Below are 22,648 nucleotides of genomic sequence, written 5' to 3'. Positions count from 1 at the left end.
AGCTCAATAGCTATTTATCAGCTACCAGGTTTTTATCCAGGATCGCATTGGCCAGTTCCATATCCGTTGCTTTCAGGCCTGGATTGTCTGTACGCACTTGTTGCATGGCTGCTTCCAGGAACGGGCCATGGATAGCGCCATCGCTGGCAACGAAGCTATCGGCATCGTCCTGGGCCGCTACGATTAACTTACGGTCATGTCTGAAGGTGAGGTACGTGGAACCGGTTGTTGCGCCTGACGAAAGTACATCGCGCAAAAAACCGTCCGCCATCGCAGACCCGACTGGGAGAGAGAGCAGAGCTAACGTGGCTATAGCAAACTTGAGGCGCATGGTGGGTAACTCCAACGTGGTTGTTCTGAAGGTTGGATGGCCGAAGCCCCGCCGTAGTTCCATAAGCCCCTAAGACACCGCCTCGACCTTCAGCACAGCGCCGTCCTGGCTGACTACCCGCACTTGGCTGCCGACCGGCAGATCGGGGCCGATCACCATCCATACACCGTCATTCACTTTGATTTTGCCGCGACCGCCAATGATCGCGCTTTGAACCACGAAGGTACGCCCGATCAACTCTTGGCCACGCATGTTCAACCCTGGCTGATCAGACACCCTGACCGCGTTGCGTTGACGTCGCCACCAATACACGGCCGTCAGCACCGAGAGTACCGCGAACAGCACAAACTGAAGCTCCCACGGTATGGCTGGAATCAAAAAACTGAGAACCCCGACGCCTGCCGCAGCGACGCCTATCCACAACAAATAACCACCAGCGCCGAAGACCTCCAATATCAGCAGTACCGTGCCCAGCCCCAACCAATCCCAGAATGACAGGTGTTGCAGGTAGTCCCACATGGTCGCGCCTTAGACTTTTTTGCTGTCAAAGGTAGCTTTGACGATTTCGCTAATACCGCCCACAGCGCCAATCACTTGGCTGGCTTCTAGCGGCATGAGGATCACTTTGCTGTTGTTTGCCGAGGCCAGTTTACCCAGCGCATCAATGTATTTCTGCGCCACAAAGTAGTTGATTGCTTGCACGTTGCCGGACGCAATCGCTTCGGAAACAACTTGAGTGGCGCGTGCTTCGGCCTCGGCTTGACGTTCACGGGCTTCTGATTCGAGGAAGGCTGCTTGCCGTCCACCTTCAGCTTCGAGGATCTGCGCCTGCTTCTTGCCTTCGGCGGTCAAAATTGCTGACGCCCGCAGACCTTCAGCTTCAAGAATCTGTGCGCGCTTGATCCGTTCGGCTTTCATTTGGCCAGACATTGCCGCCATAAGGTCCGCTGGCGGGCTGATGTCTTTGATCTCGATACGGGTGATCTTGATGCCCCACGGCGCGGTGGCTTCATCGACCGTGCGCAGCAGCTTTTCGTTAATGCCGTCGCGCTGGCTGAGCATCGCATCGAGCTCCATGGAACCCAGCACCGTACGAATATTAGTTTGCAGCAGATTACGAATCGCGTGCTCGAGGTTGTTCACCTCGTAAGCGGCCTGGGCGGTATTGACCACCTGGAAGAAACACACCGCATCAATTTGCACGGTTGCGTTGTCCGCGGTGATGACTTCCTGCGGCGGGATATCCAGCACACTTTCCATCACGTTGATCTTGCGTCCAATGCGATCCATCACCGGCACGATGATGTTCAAGCCTGGTTTCAGCGTGTTGGTGTAACGCCCGAAACGTTCTACCGTCCATTGATAACCTTGCGGTACCACCTTGAAGCCCATGAAGACGATGGCGATCGCCAGCGCGACGAAAAGTAAAAGCACACTACCGATTTGCATAACGGTTCCCTGTTTAATGGTTGAAAGGCATTTAGGCAGAAATACACCCTTAGGGGCGATTTAACTCAGCATAGATCTGCCACAAAATGTGGCAGATCTATGGGAAGACCTGCTGTAGGAGCCAACTTGTTGGCGAGGCGTTGTGTCCTGCGCTCCGCGTTGTGTCAGGCGCACCGCGCTGAGCAAAGCTCGCCAACAAGTTGGCTTCTATAGGGATTTTGTTATTTTTGCTCGCTCTGCGGTGTCACGCGCAGGACCTCTTCCAGTGTGGTCAATCCTGCGGAAACCTTCTGTGCACCCGATAAACGCAGGCTACGCATGCCCTCCTTGAACGCCTGACGGCGCATGGCGGTGAGGTCGAGGTCGGAGGTGATCAACGCTTTGACGTTGTCCGACATCAGCATGATCTCGTACACCCCGGCACGACCGCGATAACCGGTATCGCGGCATTCCGCACACCCTACCGCTCGATGAGCGCCGGTGGGAACAGGCGCTTGCCACGGCCGGGTAAGTGTCTGCCAGTCGCCTTCGTCCAACTCTATAGGCGCTTTGCAATGCGGGCATAGCGTTCGCACCAACCGTTGCGCCATGACCCCGAGGATCGTCGCCTTGAGCAAATAATGTGGCACGCCGAGTTCCAGCAGTCGGCTGATGGCACTCGGCGCATCATTGGTGTGCAACGTCGATAGCACCAGGTGACCGGTAAGCGCCGCCTGGATCGCCATTTCGGCAGTTTCCAAATCGCGGATTTCGCCGATCATAATGATGTCCGGATCTTGACGCATCAATGCGCGAACGCCGCTGGCGAAGGTCAAGTCGATGTTGTACTGAACCTGCATCTGATTGAACGCGGGCTCGACCATTTCGATCGGGTCTTCGATGGTGCACAGATTAACTTCCGAGGTCGCCAGCTTTTTCAGGGTGGTGTACAGCGTTGTGGTCTTGCCTGAACCGGTGGGGCCTGTGACCAGGATGATGCCGTTGGGTTGCTGCGTCATGTCCTGCCAGCGGCGTAGGTCATCGCCGGAAAAGCCCAACTGATCGAAGTTTTTCAGCAACACCTCAGGGTCGAAAATCCGCATCACCATCTTTTCGCCGAAGGCGGTAGGAAGGGTTGATAAGCGCAGCTCGACCTCGCCGCCGTCCGGGGTAGTTGTTTTCACCCGGCCGTCCTGCGGTTTGCGTTTTTCGGCGACATTCATCCGGCCCAGGCTTTTCAGGCGGCTGACGATGGCCATAGTGACTTGTGCCGGGAATTGATAGACGTTGTGCAGCACGCCGTCAATACGGAAACGCACCGTGCCCTGTTCACGTCGCGGTTCGATGTGGATATCACTGGCTCGCTGCTGAAACGCGTATTGGAACAGCCAGTCGACGATATTGACGATGTGCGCGTCGTTGGCGTCCGGCTCTTGGTCGCTGGCGCCAAGTTTGAGGAGTTGTTCGAAGTTGCCCAGGTTGCTCAGCCGCTGGTCAGTGGCGTTGGCACCGCTGACCGATTTCGCCAGCCGGAAAAACTCGACCGTCAGTCGTTGGATGTCTACCGGGTTGGCAATCACGCGCTTGATGGGCAGCTTTAACACATGGGCAAGGTCAGCTTCCCATGCCCTGACATAGGGCTGGGCGCTGGCGATGGTCACGGATTCACGGTCCACCGCCACGGCGAGAATTTTGTGCCGTTGGGCGAAGGCATACGACATTAAAGGCGTGACAGCCGCCACATTGATCTTCAGCGGGTCAATACGCATGTAGGGCTGGCCGGATTGCTGAGCAAGCCAGGCGGTAAGGGTTTCCAGGTCGAGCTTCTTGCCCGGCCGTAACAAATTGTCGAATTGCTGGGCCGCGAGGAAATCCAGCGGATGCAGTTGAAAATTGACCGCAGTGCGGCGCAATTTCACGGCGTCCTCTGCAGAACTTTGGTCGATAAAACCTTGAGCAACCAAGTCGCGCAGCAGATCGTTGAGATCCAGCGGGCGGTCTTGGGCAACTGAGGCGAGGACAGACATTCGGGCTCCTTGGGACAGTTTTGCTCTAACCGATTAACGGCTAGACAAGAGTAGTCCGCGGCGCGCCGCATGCGATACCTGAACCGAGTGCAAAGATGTCGAAAGTTTGCTTCGGATTCAACCTGCTGTTAGTGCCACACGCTCCGCAGAGATGGATTCTGCCTCAAGGGACTCCAGCACCACAGAGCAAACATTGATCAAATTGCGCATTTTTTCGCTGATCACCTGCGCCCGATGCCACGTCAGACCGTCCAGCTGAATGTCCAACATGAGCGTTTCATCCTGTTGCAACACGCTGACCTGCTGCGGAATCAAGTACTGCATCGCGAACAGGTTGAGCACCCGGCACAGCAAATCTGGCTCCGCCTCAGCGAGAATCTGGTAATGCGCGCGAACGTGGACATTGTTGACGGCCCACACGTCAGGACGTGCCACGGTGAGCGGGGTGCTTTCAACGTTGGACATGGGGATCTCCTGTTTCGACTGAGAGAAATTCTTGCATGCCTCGAAAGAAATTTCTTTTCCATGATCGATTGAATTAGCCTGTTACCGACTTATCAATGCGCCGTAACGGCGTTTAGAGAATTAACTATGCAAAGCGAACTGGACCTCTATGATCGAAAGATTCTGGCGTTGCTGCAGGAGGACGCTTCGCTGTCCAGTGCGCAAATCGCAGAGCACGTGGGTCTTTCGCAATCGCCGTGCTGGCGGCGAATCCAACGGCTAAAGGACGAAGGAATAATTCGACGCCAAGTGACGCTGCTCGATCGTAAAAAGATCGGCTTGAACACGCAGATTTTTGCCGAGATAAAACTGAACGCCCACGGTCGATCGAACTTCACGGAATTTACAGAAGCGATCCGAGGTTTTCCGGAGGTACTGGAATGTTACGTACTAATGGGGTCAGTGGATTTTTTGCTGCGGATTGTCACGCCGGACATTGAGGCTTACGAGCGCTTCTTCTTCGAGAAACTGTCGCTGGTGCCGGGGATACAAGAGGTCAACTCGACAGTGGCCCTGTCGGAGATCAAGTCCACCACCAGCTTGCCGATTTTGGGTTGATGCCTAAACAGGAACCCTCATCACCGGTAGACGTTCCGCCACGTCTCCGACGCCGCACTGTCGCGCAGCAAACACAGAACCTACATGGCGAGGCGTCGGACCGGGCACGTTGCATCAGCCGCCTCGCCAACAAGTTGGCTCCTACAGATTTGAGGTTTGCAAAACCGTTACAACCGCAATAACGTTTTCCAGGCACGGCTCTGGAACACAACTACGGTCTGCTGCACGCGGGCGTCCAGCACTTCATCGCTGATGGGCTGATGAGCCAGTTGCTCAAGCTTGTTCAGCTCACCGTAAAGACGGTCCAATTCCGGCAAATCCAGCGCGCTACGGGCCAGGTGCAGCCAGGCCAGGATGCGTTCAATGCGCGGTAACTGTTCCGCCAGGTCTTCCGGCTGCTGTTGATAGCGGCCCAATTGCAACGAGGTCGCTTCTTCGGCCAGAAGGCGTGGCACCCAGTTTGCCAGCTGCGCAGCACCCTGACGATTGCCACGGGTGTTGCGGTCAGCGGTCCAACTGCGGGCCAACAACCAGCGTGAAGTGTTCAGCGAAAACAGGCCCCAGCGGGTGTCTTGCAGTTCTTCAATGAATTGTTCATGTGCGACGTTGCGCACATCGGGATCTTCGTGACCCGCCTGCACCAACGGACGCCAGTCTTCAAGCAAGGCATCCAGCGAGACGCGCATTTCATGGGTCGAGGTCCGCGGCGCGGCTTGGCCCAGGCTGCCGGTCAAGGCGCGCAACTCGGCCAGCAATGCAACCCAGTCCTGCAACAAACGCCAGTGACCATTGAAGCGGTATTGCTCGGCCAAACGCTGGCTGCTGCCCAACAAATACCAGGCCAACGCGGAATAAGCGTCGTCCAGCGGCATTTCGGCGGTCAGTTCGGGTGTTGGCAAGCTCAGGGAGTAGCTGTCGGCATCGAACAGGCGATAGCCGCGTTCGGCCTTGCTGATATCGCAGGGCATCAAGGCCAGCGTAGCGGCCAGCTCAGCGGCCAATTCCAATAGCGCTGCAGGCTCGCCTTCACGCAGTTCGAGTTCCAGCTCACAGATTTCTTCCTGCTGCTTGCCGGCGACCACTTTGCCCAAGTCCAGCGCCGCTTCGATCACGACCTTGGCCTTGCCACGGCCCCAGGCGATTTCCGCACGTTCACGGATGAAATCGGTGGTGAACACTGGCTTGATGGTTTTTTTGTCCAGCTCAGCCAGTTGCTCGGGCCAGCATTCGCCGTCGAGCTTCTTCAAATCGAGCTTGGCTTTGGGAATGTCCCAATTGTATTCGTTGCGTTCGGATAGGCCGGCGATGCTTTGACCGCGGGTCTTCATGGTCTGGATGATTGCGTCGCCGTCTTTGCGTATGCGCAGGGCCACCTTGGCCGTCGCCAGATCACGTTCAGGGGTATCGAAATACTGGTTGAACAGCTCAAGCCGCTCCCAACCACTTTTGTTGCGCTTTTTCAGTAACGGGTGCTCGCGCAGTGCAGCGAGGGTTTCGCGGCTGACGCGGAGTTTGATTTCAGTTTCTTTCTGCATGGCCGGGAATCCGAGCTAATCGCTAATAGTTAATCGCGAACAAAAGGGGCGCAGCCTTCAATTACGTGGCTGCTAAGGCCGAGCAGTGTACAGGACATGCGTAGTCACGGTTTATTCCTGGGTCGCGATAGCTCTATGATGGACTGTATGTCGCACAGATTAGCGGAGATCGTGTATGCCCTTACCGACCATGAAAGAACAATTTGCTGCCTTGGTTGCCGCGCCTTCGGTGAGTTGCACCCAGCCTGCGCTGGACCAGTCCAACCGCGCTGTGATCGACTTGCTGGCGACTTGGCTGGGCGATTTGGGTTTTGCCTGCGATATCCAGCAAGTGTCCCCCGGCAAGTTCAATCTACTGGCCAGTTTCGGCAGCGGTCCTGGCGGCCTGGTGCTGGCAGGACACAGCGACACGGTACCGTTCGATGAATCTTTGTGGAAAACCGATCCGCTGAAGCTGACCGAAGTCGATGGGCGATGGGTGGGGCTTGGCAGTTGCGACATGAAGGGCTTTTTTGCGTTGGTGATCGAAGCCGTTCAGCCGCTGCTGGGTAAACCGTTCAAGCAACCGCTGCTGATTCTGGCCACCTGCGATGAGGAAAGCTCCATGGCCGGTGCGCGGGCGTTGGCCGAAGCAGGTCGTCCGTTGGGCCGCGCGGCAGTTATTGGTGAGCCAACCGGCCTGAAACCAATCCGCCTGCATAAGGGGGTAATGATGGAGCGTATCCATATTCTCGGGCGCAGCGGCCATTCCTCGGACCCCAGCCTGGGTCATAGCGCACTGGAAGCGATGCACGACGCCATCACCGAATTGAAAACCTTGCGCCAGCAATGGCAGTTCGAATACCGTAACCCGCAATTCAGCGTGCCGCACCCGACCATGAATTTTGGCTGCATTCATGGCGGCGATAACCCCAACCGGATTTGCGGCCAGTGTTCGCTGGAGTTTGATTTACGGCCTTTGCCCGGCATGGACCCGCAGGTGCTACGGGCCGCCATCATGCAGAAGCTGCAACCGCTGGCTGAATTGCACCAGGTGAAAATCGATTACGCGCCCTTGTTCCCCGAGGCGCCGCCATTCGAACAGGACGCCGATTCAGAGCTGGTTCGGGTTGCGGAACGTTTGACCGGACATAAAGCCCAGGCAGTGGCGTTTGGGACCGAAGCGGCTTACTTTCAACGTCTGGGTTGCGAGACACTGGTGCTGGGTCCAGGGGATATTTCCTGCGCTCACCAACCGGGCGAGCACCTCGAAATGTCACGCTTGGAACCTACAGTGCTTTTACTGCGGCAATTGGTTGAATACTATTGCCTGACTCCGGCGACCGCCCTGTGAGTCTGGCCCTATTCAAATGGCCTTTAACCAGAAGGAGAGTGCGCGTGTTGCGATGCCTGATCCGACGATAACCACCACAACGCTGTGTGTTGTTTCGCTTTCGTCCAATTTTTACAGGCTCTTCACGTTATGCACGAATACGTAAATTGGCTTCGCCACGCTTCGCCATACATCAATGCCCACCGCGATCGCACCTTTGTCGTCATGCTCCCCGGCGACGGCGTTGCGCATCCGAACTTCGGTAATATCGTTCACGATCTGGTGCTGTTGCACAGCCTGGGCGTGCGGTTGGTATTGGTCCATGGCTCGCGCCCGCAAATTGAAAGCCGTCTTGCCGAGCGCGGCCTTACGCCACGTTTCCACCGTGACCTGCGCATTACCGATGCCGAGACCCTGGAGTGCGTGATCGACGCCGTCGGGCATCTGCGTATTACCATCGAAGCCCGTCTGTCCATGGATATGGCCGCATCACCGATGCAGGGTTCTCGGCTGCGGGTGACCAGCGGCAATTGGATCACGGCCCGGCCGTTTGGTGTGGTTGAGGGCGTGGACTATCACCACACCGGCGAAGTGCGTCGGGTTGATCGCAAAGGCATCAACCGGCTGCTGGATGAGCGCTCGATTGTGCTGTTGTCACCGCTGGGCTATTCGCCGACCGGGGAGATTTTCAATATCGCCTGCGAAGACGTCGCCACCCGTGCCGCCATTGATCTAGGCGCCGATAAACTGCTGCTGTTTGGTGCCGAGCGCGGTTTGCTGGATGAGCAGGGCCGTTTGGTCCGTGAGCTGCGTCCGCAGCAGGTTCCGGCGCACATGCAACGCCTGGGCAGTAATTATCAGGCCGAATTGCTCGATGCGGCGGCGCAAGCCTGCCGTGGCGGCGTAGGTCGCAGCCATATCGTCAGCTACGCCGAAGACGGCGCACTGTTGACCGAACTGTTTACCCGGGACGGTGGCGGTACGTTGGTCGCCCAAGAGCAGTTCGAACAGGTGCGTGAGGCGGCAATCGAAGACGTCGGCGGCTTGATGGATCTGATCAGCCCCCTGGAAGAGCAGGGCATTTTGGTGCGTCGCTCGCGGGAAGTACTGGAGCGCGAGATCGAGCAGTTCAGCGTTGTCGAGCGCGAAGGGCTGATCATTGCCTGCGCGGCGTTGTATCAGATTGCTGATTCAGACGCTGGCGAGCTGGCCTGTCTGGCTGTCAACCCGGAGTACCGTCACGGTGGTCGTGGGGATGTGTTATTGGAGCGAATTGAAGTCCGTGCCCGGGAGCAAGGCTTGAAAACCCTGTTCGTCCTCACCACCCGCACAGCGCACTGGTTCCGTGAACGCGGGTTCGAGCCCAGCAGCGTTGACCGCCTGCCTAGCGCCAGGGCGTCGCTATACAACTATCAGCGTAACTCGAAGATATTCGAAAAGGCGCTATAAGGCAGATCCTCTGGAGGAGTCAACTTGCTGGCGAGAGGTCTGATGCGGTGTGTAAGGTACGCCGCCTCGCCAACAAGTTGTCTCCTACAGATATCGAGGCAAGACCGCCAATTTCAGTAGCCAACTTGTTGGCGAGCTTTTCAGTTACTGATGGCCAGGATACTTGCCTGATACGAACCCACGAACGTATCGAAATCGACCATCTCTTCGGTTTGTTCCAGTTCTGCCTGTTGGGCAATGGAGGTGCGAGCCAGGGTTTCGAAGTGCGACTGGTCTTCAACGCTCAAGGGTTCGCTGCGGAAATACTCAGCATGCGCCTGGCTCTGACGGAAAGAGAACGCGGTGAAGCCTTCCGAATGTTTGCTCATGCTCGCCAACACTTGGGCCGAAGGTGTTAGCGATGCGTCTTTGACCTTGGCTTGCTGGGCTGCAATAGACTTTGAATGCTCTTCGCCGCCATGGCTTTGATCGAGTAACTGCGCCAACGGAGTGATTTTTTCCAACAGCTCGGTTGCCCAGGCCTTCAGTTCCATCGTGCTGTCATTGCGGCGCAATTCCAGGCCCGGACGACGACCTTCCTTGACCACCGTCTTGAAGTTCGATTCTGCATTGGCGCATTCGTTATCTGCCAGCTGCGGACTGTCTTGCAGCGCGCAATACAGCACGAACGCATCGATGAACCGCGCTTGCTCCAAATCGATACCCATCGGCAAGAACGGGTTGATGTCCAGACAGCGGACTTCAACATACTGCACGCCACGGGCCATCAATGCCTGAATCGGACGCTCGCCGGAATAGGTCACGCGTTTCGGGCGGATGGTGGAGTAGTACTCGTTTTCGATCTGCAAAATGTTGGTATTGAGCTGAATCCACTCGCCATCTTTGCGGGTGCCGATCTCCACATACGGCGCATACGGGGTCGCCACCGCCTCACGCAAGCTGTCGATGTAGCTGCTCAGGTTGTTGTAGCACGGCGTCAGGCCGGCCTGGGCGTTGCTCTGGTAACCAAGATCACTCATGCGCAGACTGGTGGCATACGGCAAGAACAAGGTTTCTGCGTCCCATTGCTCCAACTGATGCGAACGGCCGCGCAAGAACCCTGCGTCCAGGGCCGGCGACGCGCCGAATAAGTACATCAGCAACCAGCTATAGCGGCGGAAGTTACGAATCAGCGAAATGTAGGAGGACGATTGGAAATCACGATCACTGCCGACGAAGTTGTCCGCTTGCCGAAGCACTGGCCAGAGCTTTTCTGGCAACGAGAAGTTGTAATGAATCCCGGCAATGCACTGCATGGATTTGCCATAACGCAGCGCCAGGCCCTTGCGGTAAACATACTTCAGCTGGCCGATATTCGAGGTGCCATAGTAGGCGATCGGAATATCTTCCTCGGCCGGCAGCGGGCACGGCATCGACGGGCTCCATAAGTATTCGGTGCCGAGTTTGCTATAGGCGTAGCGGTGAATCTTGTCCAGGCTGGCGAGGGTGTCGGCCGGGTCCGCCAATGCCGGAGTGATGAACTCCAGCAGCGACTCAGAATAGTCCGTAGTGATTTGTTCATTGGTCAATGCTGCACCCAATGCTTCCGGGTGCGGGGTCTGTGCCAGGCGTGCCTGGTCAGTTACGCGTAGGCATTCACGCTCAATACCGTGCAGGCACTGCTCCAGCAAGGAGAGGTGAGTAGGCTCGCTTAGCAAAGCCAGGCGGCGGTTGAGAAGTTCGCTCAAGTTAGATTCCTTCACGCGTCAGTCGCCCCAATATGGGGGTGGATATGACCATCTACAAGGGTGAAGAGAAGAACTGGCGTCATCGCCTGGTTTTGGTTGGGTGTGCCGATACCCGTTGTACGATTTGGCTGCACCAAAAATAGGAAATTTCGACACCGTTCGCTCAGTGTCGAAATTAACCCATATCGATGTCCGACAGCTAGACGACAGCGAACGTGCCTTGCGCTTTAGCGACCAGTTTATCGCCCTGGACCACGTCCGCTTCAACGACCAGTGTGCGCCGCCCTGCATGTAACACCTTGGCGATGCATAGCACTTCGCCCTCGGAGACCGAGCGCATATAGTTGATCTTGCACTCGATGGTCACACTCTGCTGATCGAAGCCGTGGGAACTGGAACAGGCCAGTCCCATGGTGATATCAACCAGACTGAAGATGGCGCCGCCGTGCATTACGTTGCCGCGATTGCGTAGATGCGGCTCCAGCCCAAGCGAGACGTGGGCGATGCCGTCGTCCAGACTAATCAGCTGGCAGCCGAGGGTAGTGAAAAACGCGCTTTGAGTCAGTCCGTCAGGAATTTGCATTAGCGTTTCTTCAGCTGTTTGGCGTTGGCAAACAATGAAGCCATGGCGTTATTCACGGGAGCCACGGCTGGCGGCGCTTCTTTTCGTGGGGCGCTTTGCTGGGCGCGCGGCGCTGAGCCAGGACGAGCACCCCGTGCGCCGTCAATTTTTTCGCCCGGCGTATCGCCCATGCGCATCGACAACCCGACACGTTTGCGTGGGATATCAATTTCCATGACCTTGACCTTTACCACGTCACCGGCTTTGACCGCTTCCCGCGGATCCTTGATGAACTTCTCCGAAAGCGCGGAGATATGCACCAAACCATCCTGATGCACGCCGATATCGACGAAAGCACCGAAGTTGGTGACGTTGGTCACTACGCCTTCGAGGATCATGCCCGGCTGCAAGTCCTTGAGTTCTTCAACGCCTTCCTGGAACTCAGCCGTTTTGAACTCAGGCCTTGGATCCCGGCCTGGCTTTTCCAGTTCCTGCAAGATGTCGGTCACGGTTGGCAGGCCAAACGTTTCATCGGTGTATTTTTTCGGGTCCAGGCGCTTGAGGAAACTGGCATCGCCGATCAGCGAGCGGATATCGCGGTCGGTTTCAGCCGCGATACGCTGCACCAACGGGTACGCTTCCGGGTGGACGGCTGACGAGTCCAACGGGTTATCGCCGTTCATGACACGCAAGAAACCAGCAGCCTGCTCGTAGGTCTTTTCGCCGAGGCGGCTGACTTTTTTCAGCGACGCTCGGGTTTTGAACGCGCCGTTCTCGTCGCGGTGGCTGACAATATTTTGTGCCAGGGTGAAGTTGAGGCCGGAAATACGCGCCAGCAACGCCACTGAGGCGGTGTTCACATCAACACCGACGGCGTTCACACAGTCTTCAACCACTGCGTCCAGGCCCCGGGCCAGTTTCAACTGAGATACGTCGTGCTGGTACTGGCCGACACCGATGGATTTAGGATCGATTTTCACCAGCTCAGCCAGTGGATCCTGCAGGCGACGAGCAATCGACACCGCGCCACGGATGGTCACGTCCAGGTCCGGGAACTCCTTGGCCGCTAACTCGGAAGCTGAATACACAGAGGCGCCAGCTTCGGAAACCATGACCTTGGTCATTTTCAGGCCTGGGTATTTTTTGATCAGTTCAGCTGCCAGTTTGTCGGTTTCACGGCTGGCTGTGCCGTTGCCGATGGCAATTAGGTCCACTGCATGCTTGGCGCACAGGGCGGCCAATACCGCGATGGTCTGGTCCCACTGATTTTTCGGAACGTGCGGGTAGACCGTGGCGTAGTCCAACAGCTTGCCGGTGGCGTCGACCACCGCGACCTTGCAGCCGGTGCGCAGGCCTGGGTCAAGGCCCAACGTTGCGCGCGGGCCAGCGGGCGCGGCCAACAGCAAGTCATGCAAATTGTGCGCGAAAACATTGATCGCTTCGGTTTCCGCGCCTTCGCGCAACTCGCCCAGCAAGTCGGTTTCCAGATGGGTATAGAGTTTGACCTTCCAGGTCCAGCGCACGACTTCTGCCAGCCACTTGTCAGCAGGACGGTTCTGGTTCTGTAGGCCGAAACGCTCGCTGATCATCATTTCGCACGGGTGCATGGCGCCCGGCAATTCTTCGCCGACTTTCAGGGACGAACTGAGAAAGCCTTCGTTGCGGCCGCGGAAAATAGCCAGCGCACGGTGCGACGGCATGCTCTTCAGCGGTTCGTCATGTTCGAAATAGTCGCGGAATTTGGCGCCTTCTTCTTCCTTGCCAGCCACCACTCGGGCACTGATTACCGATTCATGCTTGAGAAAGCTGCGCAGCTTGTCGAGCAAGTTGGCGTCTTCGGCAAAGCGCTCCATCAGGATGTACTTGGCGCCTTCGAGTGCGGCCTTCACATCCGCCACGCCCTTTTCGGCATTGACGAAGCGCGCGGCTTCGCTGTCCGGCGTCAGGCTCGGGTCGTTGAACAGGCCATCGGCCAGTTCGCCCAGACCGGCTTCCAAGGCGATTTGGCCCTTGGTGCGGCGTTTTTGCTTGTAAGGCAGGTATAAGTCTTCAAGACGGGTTCTGGTGTCAGCGAGTTTGATGTCTCGAGCCAATTCGGGCGTCAGCTTGCCTTGTTCTTCGATGCTGGCAAGGATGCTGATGCGCCGTTCGTCGAGTTCACGCAGGTAGCGCAGGCGTTCTTCCAGATGACGTAACTGGGTGTCATCGAGGCTGCCGGTCACTTCTTTGCGGTAGCGAGAGATGAAGGGCACGGTTGAACCTTCATCAAGCAGAGCGACGGCCGCTGCGACCTGCTGTGGGCGGACGCCGAGTTCCTCGGCGATGCGGCTGTTGATGCTGTCCATAAAACCACCTGGCAAATTGTGAACAAAAAAATACGACTATTTGCGAACGGCTAGGTCAGGGCTGCCTGACTTCGCGGCGGCGCATTATACCCGGCGATCTACGATTAGGGGGATTGAAGCCTGTAAAGGAGGCTATCCACAACCGTTGCTGGCGGCGCCGGAAAAATCTGCTAACAATGCACTCAGTACGTAAGTCGGTAGCTACGCCATAATGCGCGCCGAGATTAAAGGAGCTTCCAATGAGCAGCACTGCACAAACTGCTGAAGGGGAAAAAATCCTCATCGTTGACGACGATCCAGGATTAAGCAGCCTGTTAGAACGTTTTTTCACCAGCAAGGGTTATCGCGCACGCGCTGTAGCGAACGTCGAGCAAATGGACCGCTTGCTGGCCCGTGAGGTTTTTCACCTTGTTGTGCTGGACTTGATGTTGCCGGGTGAAGACGGACTCTCCGCCTGTCGTCGCCTGCGTGCGGCCAACAATCAGGTGCCGATCATCATGCTCACCGCTAAAGGCGATGAGCTCAGCCGTATCCGTGGCCTGGAATTAGGCGCTGACGACTACCTGTCCAAACCATTCAACCCCGATGAGTTGATGGCGCGGGTCAAGGCTGTTCTACGTCGCCAGACTGCGCCTGTACCTGGCGCGCCCGGCAGCGAAGACGAGTCTGTGTCCTTCGGCGACTACGAACTCTCGCTGGCAACCCGTGAACTCAAGCGCGGTGACGAAGTACACATGCTGACCACTGGCGAATTCGCGGTGCTAAAAGCATTGGTGATGCACGCCCGTGAGCCACTGACCCGGGACAAATTGATGAACCTGGCACGTGGCCGTGAGTGGGACGCATTGGAGCGCTCCATCGACGTGCAGATTTCACGCTTGCGTCGACTGATCGAGCCGGACCCTTCCAAGCCTCGTTATATCCAGACAGTCTGGGGAGTGGGTTACGTATTCGTTCCAGATGGTGCTGGCACCAAATAACATGCGCTTTTTTGTAGGTGTGAGCCGCCCAAGGCGCCGAATTCATCCATACCGTTGATAACCCTCTGAAGGGTTATCGGCGTTTTTGGTGTGGGTAATCGTGCCACTGATGCCGTTTGCAACCCGTCAACTCCGCGAGTCCGCCTCGCACCTGCAAAGTGTGTAACTTATCCGTCATGAAAACCCCGCTCTGGTTCCCGCAAAGCTTCTTCTCTCGCACCCTCTGGCTGGTGTTGATCGTCGTGCTGTTTTCCAAGGCGCTCACCCTGGTTTACCTGCTGATGAACGAGGACGTGCTCGTCGACAGGCAGTACAGCCACGGTGTCGCGTTGACGTTGCGCGCATATTGGGCCGCTGACGAGCAAGACCGTACGGCCATTGCCGAAGCCGCAGGGCTGATTCGGGTGGTGGGCGGCGGTGTGCCGGAAGGTGAGCAGCATTGGCCATACAGCGAGATTTATCAGCGACAGATGCAGGCCGAGTTGGGCGCCGACACCGAAGTACGCTTGCGTGTGCATGCACCACCCGCACTGTGGGTACGTGCCCCAAGCCTGGGTGATGGCTGGCTGAAAGTACCGTTGTATCCGCATCCATTGCGCGGCCAGAAGATCTGGAGCGTGCTGGGCTGGTTCCTTGCTATTGGATTGTTGTCTACCGCGTCGGCCTGGATATTTGTCCGGCAGTTGAATCAGCCGCTTAAGCGTCTGGTTTTCGCTGCTCGTCAATTGGGGCAGGGCCGTAGCGTGCGGTTGCCCATCAGCGATACGCCCAGCGAAATGACCGAGGTCTATCGTGCGTTCAACCAGATGGCTGAAGACGTCGAACAGGCGGGGCAGGAGCGAGAGTTGATGCTGGCGGGGGTCTCCCACGACCTGCGGACGCCGCTGACTCGCCTGCGTTTATCGCTTGAATTGATGACCGACGAAAACGAACTGACTGAGGGCATGGTCCGCGACATCGAAGACATGGACGCGATCCTCGACCAATTTCTGGCGTTCATCCGTGATGGGCGTGATGAGCGGATTGAAGAAGTCGACCTCAGCGACTTGGTACGGGAGGTGGTCGCACCGTTCAATCAGGCCACAGAGCAGATTCGTTTGTGCCTGGAGCCGATTCCACCGTTTCCACTGCGTCGGGTTTCCCTCAAGCGCTTGCTGAACAATCTTATTGGCAATGCCATGCACCACGCCGGCAACGGAATTGAAGTTGCCGCTTATGTGTCAGGTGACGCCAGCGCCCCGTACGTGGTGCTGAGCGTGCTAGATCGTGGGGCTGGAATTGATCCGTCAGAGCTGGAAATCATCTTCAATCCCTTTATCCGGGGCGACCGCGCCCGTAGCGGCAAAGGCACTGGGTTGGGTTTGGCCATCGTCAAGCGCATCGCTGCCATGCACGGCGGCAACGTCGAACTGCGAAATCGTTCAGGTGGAGGACTAGAGGCCCGGGTGCGATTGCCGCTGGGCCTGATGCTGCCGAGGGATGCGGTTTAGGAAGCTATGTTATCGGTAGGAGGCAACTTGTTGGCGAGGCGGTTTGAGGGCTTCACAAAATCCTTCGCCAACAAGTTGGCTCCTACAGGTCGAGTTCTATCAACCCTTTCCTTTGGTCCGGGTCATGTGCGGGCCGCTGTTCTTCTCCAGATATTCGATGATCATCCCGGCCACGTCCTTTTGGGTGGTGGTTTCGATGCCTTCAAGGCCTGGCGACGAATTCACTTCCATGACCAGCGGGCCGTGATTGGAGCGCAGGATATCCACACCGGCCACGCTTAGACCCATGACCTTGGCGGCACGAATCGCCGTCATGCGCTCTTCAGGGGTTATCTTGATCAGGCTGGCGCTACCGCCACGGTGCAGGTTCGAACGAAATTCTCCTGGCTTGGCCTGACGCTTCATTGAAGCGATTACCTTATCGCCCACCACGAAGCAGCGAATGTCCGCGCCGCCTGCTTCCTTGATGTACTCCTGAACCATGATGTCTTGCTTGAGACCCATGAATGCCTCGATCACTGACTCGGCTGCCGTGGCTGTTTCACACAGCACCACGCCGATACCTTGGGTACCCTCAAGTACTTTGATGACCAGCGGCGCGCCGTTGACCATTCGGATCAAGTCGGGAATATCGTCCGGGGAGTGAGCAAAACCGGTCACTGGCAAGCCAACACCGCGACGAGAGAGCAGTTGCAGTGAGCGCAGCTTGTCCCGTGAGCGGGCAATGGCGACTGATTCATTGAGCGGAAATACGCCCATCATTTCAAACTGGCGCAATACTGCGCAGCCATAAAAGGTCACCGAAGCACCGATTCGCGGGATCACCGCATCGAAATCTTCCAATGGCTTGCCGCGATAGTGGATCTGCGGCTTATGACTGGCGATATTCATATACGCGCGCAGAGTGTCGATCACCACCATCTCATGGCCCCGGGCGGTACCCGCTTCGACCATGCGACGGGTGGAATACAGACGCGGATTGCGCGACAGCACAGCGATCTTCATGCAACACCTGTGACAGAGGTAGTAGAGGCCGGAAATGCCGGCTTTTCTTGAACGTATGTAATACCCGGATTAACCACCAAATGGCCGTCTATCAGAGCTTTTGAGCCGAGCAACAGGCGATAGCGCATGGCTTTTCGGCAAGCCAGGGTAAATTCCACCGGCCAGACCCGATCACCCAATGCAAGGGTGGTACGGATGACGTAGCGGACCTGGGTGTGGCCGTTGCTGCTTTTTATGGTCTTCATGGCAACCAGCAACGCTTCGCAGCGGCGATGGCGCAGTTGCACCACCGTGCCGAGGTGCGCGTTAAAGCGTACCCATTTCTCTCCGTCACGCTCGAACGGCTCGATTTCAGTCGCGTGCAAGCTTGATGTACTGGCCCCGGTATCGATTTTCGCGCGTAGACCGGCCACCCCTAAATGCGGCAGCGCCACCCACTCGCGAAGACCTACGACTGTCAAATGATCAAATGTTTTCAAAGCGATTCCGTACGTCTCAAACAGTCTGCCAGGCACCAGGATCGACCTGGGCTAAAGCGTTGAATGCAGGCTTGGCGAACAAATAGCCTTGCATCAGGAATATCCCGCAGTCAGTGAGAAAGTCACGCTCTCCGGCGACTTCGATGCCTTCAGCGATGACTGTAACGCCTAACTCTGCACAGATTGTGACAACACCACGAACGATAGCCTGACGAACCCGATCCTGATGGATATCTCGAATCAGCGCCATGTCGAGCTTGATAAGATCTGGCTGAAAATCAGCCAGCAACGTGAGCCCGGAATAACCGGCGCCAAAGTCGTCGATGGCCGTCTTGAAGCCGAATTCGCGGTATTCACGCAGAATATTGGTCAGATGGCGATTGTTATCTAGATGTTCGCTCTCGACGGTCTCGAAAATCAGCTGGCTCAGCGGGAAGTTATGTTCCTTGGCGGCCTCAAGCGTGCTGCGAATGCACAATTCCGGGCGATACACCGCGTTGGGCAGGAAATTGATCGACAGGCGCTCGCGCATTCCCAGTCTGGCAGCGCCGGCAATGGCTTGAATGCGGCAGCGTTGGTCGAAGCGGTAGCGATTCTGCGCGTCGACCTGGCTCAGAATTGAAAGCGCACCTTCACCGTTGGAACCGCGCACTAATGCTTCATGGGCAAATACTGAGCGATCGCGCAGATCGACGATGGGCTGGTAGGCAAATGCAAAATCGAAATTCAGTTCAGATCCGGTTCGGCAGCCGTCGCACCCAGCATTTGGATGAGTCAGAGAGATAGGGAAATCAGTCACGTAGCACTCCTTGCGCCAAAGGGTCCGTCGATAGGTTGGGCATTCTAATCCGGGGATCGGTTTGACGCCTGCTCTACGTGTCGTAGTACAGTTCCGGTTGTCATCTTTATTGAGGAATTCCAATGGCACAAAAACAGGAAGAGGACGACAAAGTACGGCTGGACAAATGGCTGTGGGCGGCACGGTTCTTTAAAACCCGGGCCTTGGCCAAGGCTGCGATCGAAAGCGGCAAGGTTCATTGGCGGGGCGAACGCTGCAAACCGGGCAAAGAACCGCGCGTCGGTGATGAATATCAGATTCGGGCGGGCTTTGACGAGCGCACCGTAGTGGTCCAGGCGTTATCGGCGATAAGACGCGGAGCGCCCGAGGCTCAGGCTCTGTACACCGAAACCCCGGAAAGTATCGCCAAGCGTGAAAACGCTGCGGCCATGCGCAAGGCTGGAAGCCTGGGCATTAGCACTGATGGGCGGCCGACCAAAAAACAGCGTCGGCAATTCCATCAATTTCATGGCTCAGGCAGTGACGACTGAGCGCCTCAGGCGGTTGGAAAGCGCACAACGCTCATTTGCTGGATCACGGGTATATAGCTCAGCGGCTTGAACAAGGGCGTTGTAGCACGTAGCAACAAATGCGAGACCCCTGCGGCGAACGGGGTGTAGTAACCCCAGCCTAATGCCAGTGATGCCATGGCGATGCCGCCAATGTAGTCGTCTTGGCCCCAGTGAGCGCCAGCAACGAGGCGCGGCATCATGAACAGCAATGCCAACCCCCAAATGACCAGGCGTTGACCGGTGGTCCGGCTGAACACTGTCATAAACGACGCCCAAATCAGCAGTACCGACGCGTGGTCACCCGGGAAACTTTGGTTGGAGCTGTCCTTCAGGTCCAGCACTTCGGGAAGATTTGGGAAGAAGGTGGTCATGCTCAGGGCACCTTCAAGCACCACTGAGGGGCTACTGTGTTGCAAGCCCAGGTACTTGACGGTCTTGTCAAAGATCACACGGATAACCAGCAATAACACCAGGATCGAGATAAAGCCCAAGAACGCCTGGCGCACTTGAAACGCCTTGAACACCCAGTCGCCCTTGATCAGCAGCGCCAGCAAAATCAGACCGATGATGATGTCGAAAGGTCGCATACTGGCAACAGTCCAGATGTAGAGCCACACTGTGCTCTCGCCCAACGGGTGATTCAGCAGGCGGAAAAGCCACTCGTCAAAGTCAGTAAAAATAGCGTGCGCAGTGGGCCACAGCCAGAAACACATCAGCGCCAGAGCGAGTAAATTGCATAGCAATAGACGGCCGAAATCCCACCTGGCGTGGAAGAGTTCTTGATTGTTCATAAAATGCCCCCCATTTGGCACTCTAACGGCAGTTAAAAATTGTCAGGTCTCAAGCGGCGCTTTATAAGCGCTTGTCATTATTTTGTCATCACTTCAGATACCTTTTCTTATGCATGATTTTCCGGACATTGATTACACCCAGCGTTTTATTTTTGACGAAAGCGATGTACGCGGTGAGTTAGTAGCGCTCGAGCGCAGCTACGCCGAAGTGTTGGCCAAGCACCCCTACCCAGAGCCTGTGGCGCAGTTGCTCGGCGAAATGCTCGCTGCGGCGGCGCTGTTGGTCGGTACGCTGAAATTCGATGGATTGTTGGTGCTGCAAGCCAATTCCAGCGGCGCGGTGCCGATGCTGATGGTTGAGTGCTCCAGCGACCGGGAAATACGCGGGATCGCTCGTTACGAGGAAAGTCAGATCGCGCCGGATGCCGGCCTGCGAGACCTGATGCCTGACGGCATTTTGACCCTGACCATCGACCCACGTCAGGGTAAGCGCTATCAGGGTGTTGTGGCTCTGGATGGCGTGGACTTATCGGAAAGTCTGACGTCGTATTTCGCGCTGTCCGAGCAGTTGGGGACGCGTTTCTGGCTTAACGCCGACGGCACCCGTGCCAGGGGGCTGTTGTTACAGCAATTGCCTGCAGACCGGTTGACTGATCCGGAAGACCGCGAAGGCAGTTGGCAGCATGTCACCGCATTGGCCGGCACCCTGACAGCCGAAGAGTTGCTCAGCCTGGACAATGAAACCGTGCTGCATCGCTTGTTTCATGAAGACGCGGTGCGCATGTTCGATATCCAGCCGCTGCAGTTCCGTTGCAGTTGTTCCCGTGAGCGTTCGGCCAATGCATTGGTCAGCCTTGGGATGGAGGATGCCCAGCAGTTGGTCATCGAGCATAACGGTGCCATTGAAATTGACTGCCAGTTCTGTAATCAGCGCTATCTGTTCGATGCCACTGACGTTGCGCAGATATTTGCCGGTGGCGGGGTTGATTCACCCTCCGATACGCGGCATTAAACAGCTCTGAATGCGCTCTAAACCCTTGCTGCGCGGCGTTATTGTCGTTCTGACAGGAGGGTTCTACCTTTTTTGAGCATTTCTGGCATAATCCGGCCCACTTTTTCCGCTGTAGTAGTGTCAGAGTTTCTACTACAAAATGTTTGGAGCACTCGGCCTGGGCCGACGGGGAACCTCATGACGCAAGCTAATAACGCCGTATACACCGATCTAAGCATCGATGATCTGGTTAAAGAAGCCTTGAATCGCGGTGAAGGCGAGCTTGCCGATACTGGCGCGCTGGTCGTGAAAACGGGCCATCGCACAGGTCGTTCGCCGGTTGACCGTTTCATCGTTGAAGAGCCAAGCACCCAAGACGCCATCGCGTGGGGCCCAATCAACCGAAAATTCCCGGCTGACACGTTCGATGCCCTGTGGAACCGTGTTGAAGCTTTTCTGAGCGAGCGCGAAAGTTTCGTTTCCCACGTTCATGTAGGCTCTGATCCTGCGCACTACCTGGCGGTCAAAATGACCACCGGTACCGCCTGGCACAACCTGTTTGGCCGTTGCCTGTTCATCAACCCTGAACAGTACAACCCAGCCGCGAAGACCGAATGGCAGGTCATCAATGCTCCAGAGTTCGTCTGCGAACCTGAGCGTGACGGCACTAACTCCGACGGCACAGTGATCATCAACTTCGCCGCTAAAAAAGTGCTGATTGCGGGCATGCGTTACGCCGGCGAAATGAAAAAAGCCTTGTTCTCCGTGCAGAATTTCCTGCTGCCGGCGGTCGACGTGTTGCCGATGCATTGCGCTGCCAACATGGGCGAAGAAGGCGATGTAACGTTGTTCTTCGGCCTGTCCGGCACCGGCAAGACCACGCTTTCCGCTGATGAAAGCCGTTACCTCATCGGTGACGACGAACATGGCTGGGGCGTTGGCGTTGTGTTCAACATCGAAGGCGGTTGCTACGCCAAGTGCATCGATCTTTCCGAGAAGAACGAGCCTGTTATCTGGAAAGCTATCCAGCACGGCGCCGTTCTGGAAAACGTCATCATCGACCCGGTCACCAAAAAAGCTGACTACGCCGACGACAGCCTGACCCAGAACAGCCGCGCTGCTTATCCGCGCGAACTGATCGAAAAACGCGCGCCGAAAAACCTCGGTGGCGAGCCAAACGCTGTGATCTTCCTGACCTGCGACCTGACCGGCGTATTGCCGCCGGTGTCGATCCTCAGCGAAGAGCAAGCGGCTTATCACTTCCTGTCGGGTTACACCGCACTGGTCGGTTCCACCGAAATGGGTTCGGGCAGCGGCATCAAGTCCACCTTTTCCACGTGCTTCGGCGCACCGTTTTTCCCGCGTCCGGCGGGGGAATACGCCGAGCTGTTGATCAAGCGTATTCGTGGCTTTGGTTCGAAGGTTTACCTGGTTAATACCGGTTGGACTGGCGGCGGCTATGGCGTTGGCAAGCGCTTCAACATTCCGACGACTCGGGGCGTTATCGCGGCCATCCAGAGCGGCGCTCTAATCGGCGCAGAAACTGAACACCTTGCTACCGTTAACCTGGACGTGCCGAAACTGGTACCCGGCGTGGACACCGCCTTGCTCAATCCGCGCAACACCTGGGCAGACAAAGCGGCTTACGACGAAGCTGCCAAGGCACTGGCTGGATTGTTCGTTGAAAACTTCAAGAAGTTCGACGTCAGCGATTCAATCAAAGCGGCTGGCCCTAAGTTATAAGTGGGTAGATGAATTATAAAAAAACCGCCCTTATGGGCGGT

General features: G+C 56.7%; 21 protein-coding genes. 8 read left to right on the top strand and 13 right to left on the bottom strand.

Features of this window, described 5'->3' with window-relative positions:
* Window positions 1-10: 10 nt before the first annotated feature.
* The 5 genes from JWR17_RS10260 to JWR17_RS10240 all read right to left on the bottom strand — a co-directional run bounded on the left by JWR17_RS10260 (window position 11) and on the right by JWR17_RS10240 (window position 4,251).
* On the bottom strand, window positions 11-331 hold the full coding sequence (locus JWR17_RS10260) for a DUF2388 domain-containing protein (protein WP_299830847.1): 321 nt from the start codon (window positions 329-331) through the stop codon (window positions 11-13).
* A gap of 69 nt (window positions 332-400) precedes the next feature.
* Window positions 401-850 carry an NfeD family protein gene (locus JWR17_RS10255; protein ID WP_299830846.1) on the bottom strand — a complete coding sequence of 150 codons (450 nt, stop codon included), beginning with the start codon at window positions 848-850 and terminating at the stop codon, window positions 401-403.
* A 9-nt stretch (window positions 851-859) separates the two neighbouring features.
* Entirely contained in the window at window positions 860-1,780 is a 921-nt protein-coding gene (locus JWR17_RS10250) for an SPFH domain-containing protein (RefSeq protein WP_299830845.1), read from the bottom strand.
* Between the two features lie 221 nt (window positions 1,781-2,001).
* The gene (locus tag JWR17_RS10245; protein WP_299830844.1) at window positions 2,002-3,786 is read right to left on the bottom strand and encodes a GspE/PulE family protein; all 1,785 of its coding nucleotides are present in this window, start codon (window positions 3,784-3,786) and stop codon (window positions 2,002-2,004) included.
* A gap of 117 nt (window positions 3,787-3,903) precedes the next feature.
* Window positions 3,904-4,251, bottom strand: a complete 348-nt coding sequence (locus JWR17_RS10240) for a hypothetical protein (RefSeq protein ID WP_299830842.1) — start codon at window positions 4,249-4,251, stop codon at window positions 3,904-3,906.
* Window positions 4,252-4,377: 126 nt separating this feature from the next.
* On the opposite strand from JWR17_RS10240, the gene JWR17_RS10235 reads away from it, so the two are divergent.
* Window positions 4,378-4,848: an Lrp/AsnC family transcriptional regulator gene (locus tag JWR17_RS10235; protein WP_299830841.1), complete on the top strand. Its 471-nt coding sequence runs from the start codon at window positions 4,378-4,380 to the stop codon at window positions 4,846-4,848.
* Window positions 4,849-5,015: 167 nt separating this feature from the next.
* Here JWR17_RS10235 and JWR17_RS10230 read toward each other — a convergent pair whose 3' ends face one another.
* Window positions 5,016-6,383 (bottom strand): CYTH domain-containing protein, encoded by a 1,368-nt coding sequence (locus tag JWR17_RS10230; RefSeq protein WP_299830839.1) that lies wholly within the window; start codon window positions 6,381-6,383, stop codon window positions 5,016-5,018.
* A gap of 175 nt (window positions 6,384-6,558) precedes the next feature.
* Here JWR17_RS10230 and argE point away from each other — a divergent pair, with 175 nt between their 5' ends.
* On the top strand, window positions 6,559-7,716 hold the full coding sequence (gene argE / locus JWR17_RS10225; RefSeq protein WP_299830837.1) for an acetylornithine deacetylase: 1,158 nt from the start codon (window positions 6,559-6,561) through the stop codon (window positions 7,714-7,716).
* A 129-nt stretch (window positions 7,717-7,845) separates the two neighbouring features.
* Window positions 7,846-9,144 carry an amino-acid N-acetyltransferase gene (argA, locus tag JWR17_RS10220; RefSeq protein WP_299830835.1) on the top strand — a complete coding sequence of 433 codons (1,299 nt, stop codon included), beginning with the start codon at window positions 7,846-7,848 and terminating at the stop codon, window positions 9,142-9,144.
* A gap of 140 nt (window positions 9,145-9,284) precedes the next feature.
* Here argA and gshA read toward each other — a convergent pair whose 3' ends face one another.
* The 3 genes from gshA to JWR17_RS10205 form a co-directional block, all read right to left on the bottom strand.
* Window positions 9,285-10,871, bottom strand: coding sequence for a glutamate--cysteine ligase (gene gshA, locus JWR17_RS10215; protein WP_299830833.1), 1,587 nt, complete (start codon window positions 10,869-10,871; stop codon window positions 9,285-9,287).
* Between the two features lie 199 nt (window positions 10,872-11,070).
* Window positions 11,071-11,454, bottom strand: a complete 384-nt coding sequence (locus JWR17_RS10210; protein WP_299830831.1) for a PaaI family thioesterase — start codon at window positions 11,452-11,454, stop codon at window positions 11,071-11,073.
* Window positions 11,454-13,778 carry a Tex family protein gene (locus tag JWR17_RS10205; protein WP_299830830.1) on the bottom strand — a complete coding sequence of 775 codons (2,325 nt, stop codon included), beginning with the start codon at window positions 13,776-13,778 and terminating at the stop codon, window positions 11,454-11,456. Before JWR17_RS10205 ends, JWR17_RS10210 begins: the two co-directional genes overlap by 1 nt.
* 239 nt (window positions 13,779-14,017) lie before the next feature.
* Between JWR17_RS10205 and ompR the strand changes: the two genes are divergently transcribed.
* Window positions 14,018-14,758, top strand: a complete 741-nt coding sequence (gene ompR, locus JWR17_RS10200; RefSeq protein WP_299830828.1) for a two-component system response regulator OmpR — start codon at window positions 14,018-14,020, stop codon at window positions 14,756-14,758.
* 176 nt (window positions 14,759-14,934) lie between these two features.
* Complete coding sequence (locus JWR17_RS10195) at window positions 14,935-16,248, top strand: ATP-binding protein (RefSeq protein WP_299830826.1); 1,314 nt, start codon at window positions 14,935-14,937, stop codon at window positions 16,246-16,248.
* A 99-nt stretch (window positions 16,249-16,347) separates the two neighbouring features.
* Here the strand turns inward: JWR17_RS10195 and rimK are convergent, their stop codons facing one another.
* The 3 genes from rimK to JWR17_RS10180 are packed head-to-tail and all read right to left on the bottom strand — an operon-like array spanning window position 16,348 to window position 18,531.
* The gene (gene rimK, locus JWR17_RS10190) at window positions 16,348-17,253 is read right to left on the bottom strand and encodes a 30S ribosomal protein S6--L-glutamate ligase (RefSeq protein ID WP_299830824.1); all 906 of its coding nucleotides are present in this window, start codon (window positions 17,251-17,253) and stop codon (window positions 16,348-16,350) included.
* Complete coding sequence (locus JWR17_RS10185) at window positions 17,250-17,732, bottom strand: ATP-dependent zinc protease (RefSeq protein WP_299830823.1); 483 nt, start codon at window positions 17,730-17,732, stop codon at window positions 17,250-17,252. Before JWR17_RS10185 ends, rimK begins: the two co-directional genes overlap by 4 nt.
* Before the next feature lie 16 nt (window positions 17,733-17,748).
* Entirely contained in the window at window positions 17,749-18,531 is a 783-nt protein-coding gene (locus tag JWR17_RS10180) for an EAL domain-containing protein (RefSeq protein ID WP_299830820.1), read from the bottom strand.
* A gap of 122 nt (window positions 18,532-18,653) precedes the next feature.
* Here JWR17_RS10180 and JWR17_RS10175 point away from each other — a divergent pair, with 122 nt between their 5' ends.
* Complete coding sequence (locus JWR17_RS10175; RefSeq protein WP_299830818.1) at window positions 18,654-19,061, top strand: S4 domain-containing protein; 408 nt, start codon at window positions 18,654-18,656, stop codon at window positions 19,059-19,061.
* Window positions 19,062-19,066: 5 nt separating this feature from the next.
* Here the strand turns inward: JWR17_RS10175 and JWR17_RS10170 are convergent, their stop codons facing one another.
* Window positions 19,067-19,873, bottom strand: a complete 807-nt coding sequence (locus tag JWR17_RS10170) for a phosphatase PAP2 family protein (protein ID WP_299830816.1) — start codon at window positions 19,871-19,873, stop codon at window positions 19,067-19,069.
* A gap of 109 nt (window positions 19,874-19,982) precedes the next feature.
* Here JWR17_RS10170 and hslO point away from each other — a divergent pair, with 109 nt between their 5' ends.
* Both hslO and JWR17_RS10160 read left to right on the top strand, forming a co-directional pair.
* Window positions 19,983-20,885 (top strand): Hsp33 family molecular chaperone HslO, encoded by a 903-nt coding sequence (gene hslO / locus JWR17_RS10165; protein ID WP_299830814.1) that lies wholly within the window; start codon window positions 19,983-19,985, stop codon window positions 20,883-20,885.
* A gap of 177 nt (window positions 20,886-21,062) precedes the next feature.
* Window positions 21,063-22,607: a phosphoenolpyruvate carboxykinase gene (locus tag JWR17_RS10160; protein ID WP_299830812.1), complete on the top strand. Its 1,545-nt coding sequence runs from the start codon at window positions 21,063-21,065 to the stop codon at window positions 22,605-22,607.
* Window positions 22,608-22,648: the final 41 nt, after the last annotated feature.

It is taken from the genome of Pseudomonas sp. (genome assembly GCF_028293835.1).
Taxonomy (GTDB): domain Bacteria; phylum Pseudomonadota; class Gammaproteobacteria; order Pseudomonadales; family Pseudomonadaceae; genus Aquipseudomonas.
This window is presented reverse-complemented; position numbering and strand designations above follow the sequence as displayed.